Source organism: Mumia sp. (genome assembly GCF_028803055.1).
In the GTDB taxonomy this organism is placed as follows: domain Bacteria; phylum Actinomycetota; class Actinomycetes; order Propionibacteriales; family Nocardioidaceae; genus Mumia.
The window spans coordinates 1-11412 of record NZ_JARBCJ010000012.1 but is presented as its reverse complement, the minus strand read 5'-3'; the positions used below and the strand labels follow the sequence as shown (position 1 = coordinate 11412).

Annotated in this window: 11 protein-coding genes; 7 read left to right on the top strand and 4 right to left on the bottom strand. The window is 71.1% G+C overall.

Going from position 1 to position 11412, the window contains the following annotated elements; genetic code table 11:
* Positions 1–56: 56 nt before the first annotated feature.
* A complete protein-coding gene (locus PV363_RS02455; protein ID WP_220346046.1) occupies positions 57–629 on the bottom strand; it encodes a hypothetical protein in 573 nt (190 codons plus the stop codon).
* A 66-nt stretch (positions 630–695) separates the two neighbouring features.
* Here PV363_RS02455 and PV363_RS02450 point away from each other — a divergent pair, with 66 nt between their 5' ends.
* The 4 genes from PV363_RS02450 to PV363_RS02435 all read left to right on the top strand — a co-directional run bounded on the left by PV363_RS02450 (position 696) and on the right by PV363_RS02435 (position 4657).
* A complete protein-coding gene (locus tag PV363_RS02450) occupies positions 696–1634 on the top strand; it encodes an ABC transporter ATP-binding protein (RefSeq protein WP_301021610.1) in 939 nt (312 codons plus the stop codon).
* Positions 1631–2422: an ABC transporter permease gene (locus PV363_RS02445; RefSeq protein ID WP_301021609.1), complete on the top strand. Its 792-nt coding sequence runs from the start codon at positions 1631–1633 to the stop codon at positions 2420–2422. The genes PV363_RS02450 and PV363_RS02445 overlap by 4 nt, the downstream gene beginning before the upstream one ends.
* Before the next feature lie 91 nt (positions 2423–2513).
* Positions 2514–2930 carry a tetratricopeptide repeat protein gene (locus tag PV363_RS02440; protein ID WP_220343381.1) on the top strand — a complete coding sequence of 139 codons (417 nt, stop codon included), beginning with the start codon at positions 2514–2516 and terminating at the stop codon, positions 2928–2930.
* Positions 2931–3004: 74 nt separating this feature from the next.
* Positions 3005–4657, top strand: coding sequence for an FAD-binding dehydrogenase (locus PV363_RS02435; RefSeq protein ID WP_220343382.1), 1653 nt, complete (start codon positions 3005–3007; stop codon positions 4655–4657).
* Here PV363_RS02435 and PV363_RS02430 read toward each other — a convergent pair.
* Positions 4642–4929, bottom strand: a complete 288-nt coding sequence (locus tag PV363_RS02430; protein WP_220366272.1) for a hypothetical protein — start codon at positions 4927–4929, stop codon at positions 4642–4644. The two genes, PV363_RS02435 and PV363_RS02430, sit on opposite strands and share 16 nt — an antisense overlap.
* Before the next feature lie 80 nt (positions 4930–5009).
* Positions 5010–6233: a DUF4032 domain-containing protein gene (locus PV363_RS02425; protein ID WP_301021608.1), complete on the bottom strand. Its 1224-nt coding sequence runs from the start codon at positions 6231–6233 to the stop codon at positions 5010–5012.
* Between the two features lie 105 nt (positions 6234–6338).
* On the opposite strand from PV363_RS02425, the gene PV363_RS02420 reads away from it, so the two are divergent.
* From PV363_RS02420 to PV363_RS02410, 3 genes are all read left to right on the top strand, one after another.
* Complete coding sequence (locus PV363_RS02420; protein WP_301021607.1) at positions 6339–8225, top strand: sensor histidine kinase; 1887 nt, start codon at positions 6339–6341, stop codon at positions 8223–8225.
* Entirely contained in the window at positions 8222–8881 is a 660-nt protein-coding gene (locus PV363_RS02415; protein ID WP_220346051.1) for a response regulator transcription factor, read from the top strand. Before PV363_RS02420 ends, PV363_RS02415 begins: the two co-directional genes overlap by 4 nt.
* A 104-nt stretch (positions 8882–8985) precedes the next feature.
* Complete coding sequence (locus PV363_RS02410) at positions 8986–10284, top strand: hypothetical protein (RefSeq protein WP_220346052.1); 1299 nt, start codon at positions 8986–8988, stop codon at positions 10282–10284.
* Between the two features lie 66 nt (positions 10285–10350).
* Here the strand turns inward: PV363_RS02410 and PV363_RS02405 are convergent.
* Positions 10351–11412, bottom strand: a 1062-nt coding sequence (locus PV363_RS02405; RefSeq protein ID WP_301021606.1) for a D-arabinono-1,4-lactone oxidase, incomplete at its 5' end; no start/stop codon positions are given.

Here is an 11412-nt window from a genome sequence, read left to right as displayed (position 1 = left end):
GACCACCTGGTGGTCGGGGCCTCGCGTGCGTCGGCCGTACGGGGTGGTGCGGGCGGTCAGCGCCGGCGACCGGCAGAGGCGATCGCGGTGCCCAGGAGCAGTGCGGCGATCGTGGGGAAGAGCACGAAGCCGTAGAGCGGCAGGTTGACCAGCGGCTGCGAATAGAGCCAGTCCCAGTCACGGATCTCAGCGGCGGCACGGAAGATCTCCTCGCGCGCCAGGACGATCACAGCGGCGGGGACGGCGCCGTACAGGACAGCGGCGATCATCGGTCCGACCGGTGACAGCCGTCCCGCCGCGGCGGTCAGGAGCAGGAGGAGGCCGGAGACGGCCGCGACCGCGAACGGCCACGTCTCCCCGTCGCTGAAGGAGCGGAAGTTGGTCGCATCGAACCAGTAGCGGCCGAACGCCCAGTCGAAGCCCACGATCGCGACCGGGGGCAGGAGGAGTCCCGCCAGGAGGCTCACGACGTGGCGGGCTGCCCCGCCGCGGCGGGGGGTGTCGTCCCCGTCGGTGGACGAGGATCCGGAGGAGGACGGGCCGTAGGGGTCGGCGTCGTAGGAACGTGAGTCGGAGGTGGGGATCGGCTTCGTAGGGCTCGCTTGGGGGCGATCGACCGGTTGGCTCATGACCGGCGAGCCTAGACCCCGAGGGGGTGGTCGGCCGACCACCGACGTCGGATACCGTGGTCGGCGATGATCTCCGTCGACCGTCTCACCAAGACCTTCGGCACCGTTCGCGCTGTGGACGACCTCACCTTCGAGGTCCGGCCAGGCGCGGTCACCGGGTTCCTCGGACCCAACGGAGCCGGCAAGACCACCACGCTGCGGATGCTCCTCGGCCTCGTGGCGCCCACGTCCGGAAGCGCGACGATCGACGGTCGGCGCTACGCCGACCTCGAGCGTCCCGGCCGGGTTGTCGGGGCCGCGCTGGAGGCCGCGAGCTTCCATCCGGGCCGGACGGCGCTCGACCACCTGCGGGTGTTCGCACCGTCGATGGGTGTGTCCGACGCCCGGTGCCGCGAGCTGCTCGCCATGGTCGGCCTCGCGGACGCGGCCGACCGCCGCGTCGGCGGGTTCTCCCTCGGCATGCGCCAGCGGCTCGCGCTCGCGACCACGCTGCTGGGCGACCCGCCCGTTCTCATCCTCGACGAGCCGGCCAACGGCCTCGACCCCGGCGGCATCCGGTGGCTCCGCGAGCTGTTGCGGTTCTTCGCCGGAGAGGGCCGTACGGTTCTCGTCTCGAGCCACGTGCTGTCGGAGGTCCAGCAGACCGTCGACGACGTGGTGATCATCGCGCAGGGCAGGCTCGTGCACGCCTCCCCGCTGGCCGAGCTGGCGGCGATGGCGGTGCGGCACGTCGAGGTCGTCTCCCCTGATGCCGAGGCGCTGCGTGCGGTCCTCGACGACCGAGGGTGGTCGTACGCCCCGGCGTCACGCGAAGGCGTTCGCGGCTTCGACGTCTCCCAGGTGAGCGCGGCGGAGGTCGGTGCGGCCGCGTTCGGCGCCGGCGTCGAGCTGCACACGCTGACACAGCGCGAGGTCGAGCTGGAGGACGTGTTCCTGTCGCTCACCGGCCAGGACGGCACGCCCACCTCGACCGGCGCTCCCGCGGCTGCGGAGGTGGCCGCATGAGGGCCGCGCTCACCTCCGAGCTCCGGAAGTGGACGACCACCCGCCTCTGGTGGGTGCTGCTCGTGATCATGGCCGCCTACATGGCCTTCCTCGCGGTGGTGATGGCGTTCTCGCTCACGCTCGCGCCGACAGGAGGGACGGCGCCTGTCGGGGGTGTGGACGCGGCGCTGACCGTCTATACGCTCGGCAACGGGCTCGGATACGTCTTCCCCCTGCTCGCCGGGGCCATGTCGATGACGTCGGAGTTCCGCTACCAGACGATCACGCCATCGCTGCTCGGCGATCCTCGCCGCGCTGTCTTCCTCGGCGCCAAGCTCGTGTCGGCCGCCGTCATCGGACTCGCGTTCGGTGTGGTCGGCACGGCGGCCAGCGTGGCGGGCGGCGCGCCGATCCTCTCCCTGCGCGGTGACGGCGCGTTCCTGACGGAGGGGGACGTCCTCGCTCCGATCGCCCTGTCGGTCGTGGCACTGGCGATCTGGGCATTCGTCGGTGTCGGGGTCGGGAGCCTCATCACCAACCAGGTCGCGGCCATCGTGGTCGTGCTCGCGTTCACCCAGTTCGTGGAGCCGATCCTCCGCGTCGGGTTCAGTGCTGTCGACGCGCTCGAGGGTGTGGCGAAGTTCCTCCCGGGCGCGGCGTCGGAGGCCTTGGTGGGAGCGAGCACCTACGCGTCGTTGGGCATGTCGGAGCTGCTCGACCGCTGGGCGGGCGCTCTGGTGTTCCTCGCGTACGGCGTCGTGCTCGCCGCGATCGGTCGATGGACGACGCTCCGGCGCGACATCACCTGAGGGACCAGGAGCTCGGCGTAGCCTCGGGAATGACGCCGCGTGTCGCGCCGTTGGGAGGGGTGACACCGACGCCTCGAGGAGGTGCGCCAGCATGACCGAGGACTTCCGTCCCCTGACCATCAAGCCGATCTTCAACGATGCGATGATCGCCGAGATGCCGCTGTACGACCGCTTCCGCCACGCGGAGGAGATGGTGGCCAACCGCCATCCGCGCGAAGCGATCAAGATGCTGACCGGTGTCGTCGACGAAGCCCCCGACAGCGCGGCCGCCTGGGAGCTGTTGGGGCGTGCCTACTTCGCCGCGGCGCTGCTCCGGCCGGCCGAGGACGCGTTCCGTCGCCTCATCGAGCTCGAGCCCGCGAGCGGATGGGCGCACGTGGCGCTCGGTCTGACCCTGGACCGTCAGTCGCGGCACCGCGAAGGAGCGACCTACCACCGGATGGCGGCCGTGCTCGATCCCGATCAGGACCGGCGACCCAAGCTGGTCGCCACCGACGGTCGCGCCTGAGCGGTCGCTAGCGGCGGTCGCGTGATCGTCAGCGACGTCCCGCCGACCCATATCTCGACCGTACGATGAGCAGCATGGATGCTGATGTGATCGTCGTCGGGGCGGGTCTGGCCGGGCTCGCCGCCACCGCGGAGCTGGTCGACGCGGGGAAGCGGGTGATCCTCGTCGACCAAGAGTCCGAGGCCAACCTCGGCGGCCAGGCGTTCTGGTCGTTTGGCGGACTCTTCTTCGTCGACACCCCTGAGCAGCGCCGCATGGGCATCAAGGACTCTCACGAGCTGGCGCTCCAGGACTGGATGGGCAACGCCGGCTTCGACCGGCCCGAGGACACCTGGCCGCGACGGTGGGCGGAGGCGTACGTCGACTTCGCCGCGGGCGAGAAGCGGGCGTGGCTTCGCGCGCAGGGCCTCAAGATCTTCCCCGTCGTCGGCTGGGCGGAGCGAGGTGGCTATGGCGCGGTGGGCCCCGGCAACTCGGTGCCGCGCTTCCACATCACCTGGGGCACCGGTCCTGGAGTGGTGGAGCCGTTCGAGCGACGGGTCCGGGACGGAGTGGCCAAGGGTCTGGTCACCTTCCGGTTCCGTCACCGCGTCGACGGTCTGACCATCACCGACGGTGCCGTCACCGGGATCACCGGTGCCGTCCTCGCCCCCGACGGAGCCCCTCGTGGCGTGGCCAGCAACCGCACCGTGGACGGTGACTTCGCACTGTCCGCCCAGGCCGTGGTGGTGACCTCCGGCGGGATCGGCGGCAACCACGAGCTGGTCCGCAGGACGTGGCCGACCGAACGGCTGGGCAACCCGCCGGAGGACATGCTCACCGGTGTCCCCGCCTACGTCGACGGGCGCATGCAGCAGATCGCGATCGAGTCCGGCGCGCACATGATCAACCCCGACCGCGGCTGGCACTACGTCGAGGGCATCAAGAACTGGGACCCGATCTGGCCCGGTCACGGCATCCGCATCCTGCCCGGCCCGTCGTCGCTGTGGTTCGACGCGCGCGGCAACCGCCTCCCTGTGCCTCTCTATCCGGGGTTCGACACCCTGGGCACGCTGGAGCACCTGCGGACCACCGGCTACGACCACAGCTGGTTCGTGCTGACGCAGAAGATCATCGAGAAGGAGTTCGCGCTGTCGGGGTCGGAGCAGAACCCCGACCTCACCGGACGCGACGTCCGTGCGGTGCTGTCACGGGTGCGGCCCGGCGCTCCTGCGCCGGTGGAGGCGTTCAAGCAGCGGGGCGAGGACTTCGTCGTCGCCGACACGCTCGAGGACCTCGTCGACGGGATGAACAAGTTGACGCCCGAGCCGTTGCTCGAGCCGGCGGCGATGCGGCGGCAGATCGAGGCGCGCGACCGCGAGATCGACAACCCGTTCGGCAAGGACATGCAGGTCGTCGCGCTGCGCGGAGCTCGGGCGTACCGCGGCGACAGGCTGATCCGTACGGCGGCGCCGCACCGCATCCTCGACCCCGCAGCCGGACCGCTGATCGCGGTCCGGCTGCGGGTCATCACGCGCAAGACGCTGGGCGGTCTGGAGACCGACCTCGAGGCGCGCGTCCTGCGTGAGGACGGCTCCGTGCTGGAGGGCCTGTACGCCGCCGGCGAGGTCGCCGGGTTCGGCGGAGGTGGCGTGCACGGCTACCGCGCGCTCGAGGGCACCTTCCTCGGAGGGTGCCTCTTCTCCGGGCGTACGGCCGGCCGTGCTGCCGCTCAGGCGGTGGGCTGATCGCCCGTGTCGGGGTCGACGTCTCCGGAGAGGTTCTCCGGGTCGACCTCACCCGCAGGGGTGACGTCGGTCGGCTCGGCGTCCTCGGGGACGTCGGCGAGCTCGTCGACAGGGCCGACCGCTCCGTCACCGCGCTGGACGACCTCGGTCTCGTCCATGTTGCCGTGCGTACGGACGGTGTCGGGGGTGGAGTTCACCGCGAGGACCGACGGGTCGACGTCGTCGACCGTGGGGCGGTGGCTCTCTCGGTCAGGGCTGTCGGGACGTGTCATCGCTGCTCCTTCATGACGGGGGGACGGCCGCACAGGTACCCGCCGTCGGGCGACGTATGCGTCGGCGTCCCCGCGCGACGTCACGGGGAGGTGGCGCCTCCCGACGCGGCGCGGATGGTGGCCGCCTGGCCCGCGAGCTGGGTACCTACGTAGTCCTCCGCGGCCTCGAAGATCTCGACCTCGTGCCCCGCCTGCTGCGAGAGGTGCCACCGGTGGACCAGCACGTCGTGGAAGAACTCCGCCGGCTCGACGACGTCGCGGTACTCCTCGGGGATCATCCGCGTGAGCGGCTCCCACACCTCGGTGAGCCAGCGGTGCGCGACGACCATCGCGTCCTCCTGCTGAAGCTGGTGCGCACCGGTGAAGGCGTCGAGGTCGTTGAGCAGGCGCCGGGCCTGCGCCTCCTCGAGGTCGAGACCGGTCAAGCCCTGCAGTCGTCGGGCGTGGTGGTCGGGCTCGACGACCTTGGGTTGGATGCGGACGCTGTCACCGTCCCAGTCGGTGACGATGTCGAGCTCGTCGACGTCGAATCCGAGCTGGTTGAGCTGCTCGATGCGCTGCTCGATGCGCCACATGTCGTCGAGGCCGAACTCCTCCACGCCGGTCAGCGCCTCCCAGAGCTCCCCGTACCGTTCGACGATGTGGTCGACCAGTGCGTGCGGGTCGACGCTGGGGTCGAGCAGCCCGCCGGCCTGCAGGTCGAGCAGCTCTCCGAAGGTGTTCGTACGGACCAGGTCGAGGTCCTCGCCGCGCTGCCCGTCGGACAGGGTGTCGTGCAACGCGCCGGTCTCGGCGTCGACGAGGTACGCCGCGAACTCGCCGGCGCTGCGGCGGAACAGCGTGTTGGACAACGAGCAGTCCCCCCAGAAGAACCCGTCCACGTGCAGACGTACGAGCAGGACGACCAGCGCGTCGATGACGGCGTCGAGCGTGTTCTCGGACAACGGGTGCTCGAACAGCGAGCGGTACGGGAGGGAGTGCGGGAGGTGCGCCGTCACCAGCGCCGCCCCCAGCGGCGAACCGTCCCTGGCCGTCCGCCCGGTCACCACCGCGACCGGCTCCACCGTCGGGAGGTCGAGGCGTACGAGGTGGCGGAGCAGCCCGTACTCGCGGCGCGCGTAGTGCTCGGTCGTCTCCTTCACGACGAGCACGGCGCCGTCGACGCGGACGAAGCGCACGACGTGTCGGTGGATGCCGCGCGGCAGGGACACATCGAGGTCTTCTGGCCAGTCGATCAGCGGTTCGCGCCACGGTAGCGAGACGAGTCCGCTTCGGGGCCGTGCGGAGAGGACGTGGACCGGCATGCGCCTAGCCTCGCGGGACGGAACGCTCGAAGCCAGTCGAAACCCCCGAGAAGACGTTTGCACGTTCCGCTGTCGTGGCCCTCGGACTCTCCTACGATCCCAGGCATGCGTTCGGCGGTCGTGCCCTTCTGGCGTGCGTGGTTGCCGGTCGTCTGCGCGATGTGGGCCGTTGGATGGCTCTGGGGTGGCCCGCTCGAGCAGGCGGTGATCGTCCCGCTGGTCGGTGTGGGCTCGTACGTGGGCGTGCGACGGGTCGTGCCCGGCGCGCTCATCGTGCTGCTGGCCGAGGTCGCCGTCGTCGTGATGGGCATCCCGCCCGACAACCCTGCCGTCCTCCTCGCCGGGATCACCGTCACGTTCCTTCTTGGCCGCCTGACCACGGTCCGGGCGGGCCTGCCGGTCATCGGGTGCTTCCTGGTGGCGATCGCGGCGAGCGAGATGCCGTTCGCCGGTCACGTGATCGGGATGGCGGTCCAGCTCGTCGTCTGGGGCCTCGGCGTCGCCTTGCGGCACGCCGACCGCACGGTCGACGAGGCGCGCTCGCGGTCGCGCGCATGGCGGGCCGGCGACATGGAGACCTGGGTGTCCCGGGTCGTCGCGGCAGAACGGCGCCGGATGGAGCTCGACGTCCTGGCGACGCTGTGCGGATCGGTCGCCGCGATCAGGGAGATCGTGCTTGCCACGGGGGGACGGGTCGACGTCGCCGCTCTGCGGAGCGTGCACGGGCTCGCTCAGTCCACGATCGGGGACCTCCGTACGCTGCTCGTCTCCCTCCGGTCGCCCGAACCCGCCACCCCCGCGGGCGCCGATCCGACGGGCGATCGTGGGCGGCACGGGCGAGCACGACTGCGAGCCGACATCGCGCTGACGCTTGCGGTGGCAGCCGTCGCCGCGATGGACACCGTCATCGTCGGACGCGTCATCCCCGACGCCGGGCTGATGGCGTGGCTCGGACTCGTCTGCGTCGTCGCGCTGCCGTGGCGGAGCGTCTCGCCCGGCCGTGCGTGCCTGGGGGCGACTGTCCCCTTCGTCGTCGCCGCGGTGGCCGGGACGGAGCTCGTGCTCGGCCTCGCCACGCTGACCACCCTGGGGCTGCTCGCCTGGTCCGCCGTGGCCGCGGAGGACCGTCGGACGTGGGCGGCGTGCGCGCTCCTGGGCGTGACCGTCGTGCTCGCGCCCACGCATCCGGACTCGCTCTATCCTCTCGTCACGGGGTCGCTCGTCGCGTTCGTGGCGGTCGCGTCGTTCGTGTGGCACCACGTGGTGCAGGACAGAGATCACGCGACGTCGACGGCACGGGCGTACGAGGAAGCGGTGTGGGGACAGGCCGAGCCGATGCTCGTCGCAGTCGGGCGCGGCCTGGCCCGTGACCTTCACGACGACGTGAGCCGGATGATCGGCGTCGTCGCCGTCCACGCCGAAGCAGCCGTGGCCCTCGCCGAGACCGACCCCGCCCGCGCGCAGCGGTCGATGGATGTGGTCATGGATGCGGCCTCGCGGGCCGACGTCGAGCTCGAGCGGCTGTGCCGGGTGCTGTACGACGAGGGGCCGGGCGAGGGTGATCCCTGGGACCGCCTCCTCGCCGACGCGGACGCCCTCGGGCTGCAGGTCGAAGCCCGGATCGAGGTGCCCGTCGCCGAGCGTGCGGCGACGACCGCAGCCCGCCACGTCGTCGCCGAGGCGCTCGCCAACGCCGCCAAGCACGCCCCTGGTGCCCGCGTCTCGCTGCGGGTGCGTCGCATCGGCGGTGAGGTGTGCGTCACCGTCGTCGACGACGGGGGACACCGGCCTCGCAGCGAGCCGCCAGGAACGGGATTCGGGCTGCTGACGCAGGCCGAGCTCGTCGAACGGGCTGGTGGGCGGCTGTGGGCCGCACCCGCCGGCACCGGCTTCTCGGTGCGTGCACGGATCCCGATACACGCGCAGGCCCTGGGTGAGCCTGCGACGCCGCACGCGGTCGTCCGACCGACGCCTGAGGAGATCGGCCGGTGATCCGTGTCGTGCTCGCCGACGACCACGAGGTCGTGCGCTCGGGTCTCGCCGCGATCTTGTCGGTGGAGCCTGGCATCGAGGTCGTCGCCGAGGTGGGCGACGGGCACGAGGCAGCGCGGGCCTCGCGCGAGCTCGACGCGGACGTGGTCCTGATGGACGTGGAGATGCCCGGCACGGGAGGCATCGAGGGGGTCACACTGACAGCGCGCGCCAACCCGCGGACGAAGGTCGTCATGCTCACGACGTTCGACCTCGACGAGCATGTCGGGGCGGCCCTCGGTGCCGGGGCAGTCGGCTACCTCCTCAAGACGGCCGGGCGCGCGGAACTCGTCGCTGCCGTACGTCAGGCCCATGCCGGCGCACTGTCGCTCGACAGCGAGATCACCCGCCGCCTCGTCGGCCGGTTCATGCGCACGGCGCGCCCGACCGGCACGCCGAGCCCGCTGGACGACCTGACCGAGCGTGAGCTCGAGGTGTTCGGGCTGATGTCGCGCGGGCTGACGAACGCCGAGATCGCCGTGGCGCTCACGGTGAGCGAGCTGACGGTGAAGTCGCACGTCGCCCGGATCCTCGCCAAGACAGGGCTGCGAGACCGCGTCCAGGCGGTGGTGCTCGCCTACGAATCAGGATTCTTGGAGCCCCGCGCGGACCTCTGAACCGTCCGGCAGGAGGAGAGGGCTACTCCGTCCGGACGATGTGGCGGTGGTGGGCGGCGGGTCATCGTGGGACCCGACCCACAACCACACCTGGAGGAACAACGATGCGTGCCCTGACGACGATCGCGGCCCTGGCGTTGGCGGCCGGCGCGTTAACCGCAACACCTGCCTCGGCCTCGGCGACGCCCGCAGTGAACCAGTCCGCTGTCGCCCCGGCCGCCGTCGGCGCGACCGGCACGCTCGTCTACATCAAGGCGCACAACGTCTGGATCTCCACCGCCGACGGTCGGCGCCACCACCGGGTGACCACGGACGGCACCGCCGGCTCGCCGTACTCGTCCCCGTCGATGTCCGACGCCGGCATCGTCGCCGTGTCGAAGGGCTACTCGATCGTCCGGATGCGCCAGAACGGCGTCGTCCTCAACCGGATCGACCCGCCCCCGCTCCCCGGGTCGGCGGGAAGCCCTGTCGACGGCGTCCCCGACAGCGTCATCTCTCCCGACGGCAGCACGATCGCCTGGTCGGTGTCGGCGTACCAGTGTCCGGTCGGGGTGAGCTGCGGGATCCGCTCGGCGACCGGCTACACCGCGGCCGGCAGGTATCAGTCGGCCGGGCGGAGCACGTACTTCCGGAACCCGTCCTGGGTGAGCGGCACCCGCACGCTGCAGGGCGGCGGCTACGGCTCTCACGTCATGCTGCACGACCTCACGACGACCCCGAAGCTGTGGTTCAACGACGACGACGTGTTCGCCGCCTCGACGGATCTCGGGGACTCGGAGCTGAGCCGAGACGGCAAGTACCTCGCGGCCGTCCGCGGGTACGGCGACTCGACGCAGATCGCCTGGTACACCGTCCGAGGGAACGCGAGGACGGGAACGCCTCCGGCGCCGCCGACCGCGCTGTGCAACACGAACGAGGCTGCGGGGTTCGCCGGTCCGACCTTCAGCCCGGACAGCCAGGGCCTCGCGTGGGAGGAGCCGGACGGCATCTGGGTCAAGCGAGGTCTGAGCTCGTGCGACACGCCGCAGCCGTCACTCCTGATCGTGGGTGGATCCCAGCCGCACTGGTCGCCCGCGTCGCTGAACCCACCGGCGGTGGCGAAGCCGGCGCCGCCGAAGCCGAAGACGTTCGTGGTCACGAAGAAGCCGCGGGTCAAGGGCAAGGCGAAGGTCGGCAAGAAGGTGTCGGTCACCGCGGGCACGTGGTCGCCACGTCCGACGAAGGTCACCTACCGCTGGTACCGGGGTGCGAAGGCCATCAAGGGCAAGGCCGGTGCGAAGCGGGTCTACAAGCTCAAGAAGGCTGACCGTGGCAAGAGGCTGCGGGTGAAGGTCACTGTGAAGCGCTCCGGCTACAAGTCGACGTCGGTCTGGTCCACGCGAACCGCGAAGGTGAGGCGCTGACCGTCGCCCGAGATGTCGGCCGACGTGTGGCCTCAGCCGAGGCGAGACGTCGGCCGACGTGTGGCCTCAGCCGAGGACCCGGTCGAGGTAGGCGTTGGTGAACGTCCGCTGCGGGTCGAGCCGGTCGCGTACGGAGCGGAAGTCGTCGAAGCGCGGATAGCGGGCGCGCAACGTATCGGGCTCGAGGGTGTGCAGCTTGCCCCAGTGCGGCCGGCCCTCGTGCTCGCCGAAGATCGCCTCGACGCCCTCGAAATAGCGGCGGTAGTCCATCTGGTGGTACTGGTGAACGGCGACGTAGGCGTTGGCCCGCTCGTAGCCCGTCGACAGCCAGATGTCGTCCGGAGCGGCGAAGCGCACCTCGATCGGGAACGACACCGTCTCGCCAGACCGGTTGACCCATCTGTCGATCTCACTCAGCACGGCAGGCAGCGCGGCGCGCGGCACGGCGTACTCCATCTCTCGGAACCGCACGCGGCGCGGAGAGATGAAGACCGCGGGCGCCCGGTCGGTGTACTCGCGGGCGCCGAGGGCGCGGCCGGAGAGCGCGTTGAGCCGCGGGATCCACCGCGGCTGATGGGTCCCGATGCGGTTGACGACCTCGAAGAGCCCGTTGGACAGCACCTCGTCGTCGATGAGGAAGCGCGCCTTGGACAGCGGCTGACGCTCGGTGCCCTCAGGGACACGGTTGTTGCGCTTGACCAGCGCGCGGTCGGTGTGCGGGAACCAGTAGAACTCGAAGTGGTCGTTGTCCTCGACGAGCGCGTCGAGCCCGGCGACCACGTCGGGGAGACGCATCGGCTCCTCCCGGGCGCGTAGGAGGAACGACGGGACGCAGGCGAAGGTCAGCGACGTGATGATGCCGAGCGCGCCGAGACCGACGCGTGCGGCGCCGAACAGCTCGTGGTCGTCGGGGCTCACGGTCAAGACGGTGCCGTCGCCGGTGACGATCTCCAGACCTGCGATCGCGCCCGCGATGCCGGTGAGTCGCGCCCCTGTGCCGTGGGTGCCGGTGGAGGTGGCGCCTGACACCGTCTGCGGGTCGACGTCGCCCATGTTGGGGAGCGCGAGGCCGATCTGGTCGAGCGCGCGGTTGAGGTCGCGGAGCCTCATGCCGGCGCCCACGGTCAC

Coding starts and splice junctions, on each gene's coding strand:
- PV363_RS02455 (WP_220346046.1), bottom strand. CDS start 629: ATGAGCCAACCGGTCGATCGCCCCCAAGCGAGCCCTACGAAGCCGATC.
- PV363_RS02450 (WP_301021610.1), top strand. CDS start 696: ATGATCTCCGTCGACCGTCTCACCAAGACCTTCGGCACCGTTCGCGCT.
- PV363_RS02445 (WP_301021609.1), top strand. CDS start 1,631: ATGAGGGCCGCGCTCACCTCCGAGCTCCGGAAGTGGACGACCACCCGC.
- PV363_RS02440 (WP_220343381.1), top strand. CDS start 2,514: ATGACCGAGGACTTCCGTCCCCTGACCATCAAGCCGATCTTCAACGAT.
- PV363_RS02435 (WP_220343382.1), top strand. CDS start 3,005: ATGGATGCTGATGTGATCGTCGTCGGGGCGGGTCTGGCCGGGCTCGCC.
- PV363_RS02430 (WP_220366272.1), bottom strand. CDS start 4,929: ATGACACGTCCCGACAGCCCTGACCGAGAGAGCCACCGCCCCACGGTC.
- PV363_RS02425 (WP_301021608.1), bottom strand. CDS start 6,233: ATGCCGGTCCACGTCCTCTCCGCACGGCCCCGAAGCGGACTCGTCTCG.
- PV363_RS02420 (WP_301021607.1), top strand. CDS start 6,339: ATGCGTTCGGCGGTCGTGCCCTTCTGGCGTGCGTGGTTGCCGGTCGTC.
- PV363_RS02410 (WP_220346052.1), top strand. CDS start 8,986: ATGCGTGCCCTGACGACGATCGCGGCCCTGGCGTTGGCGGCCGGCGCG.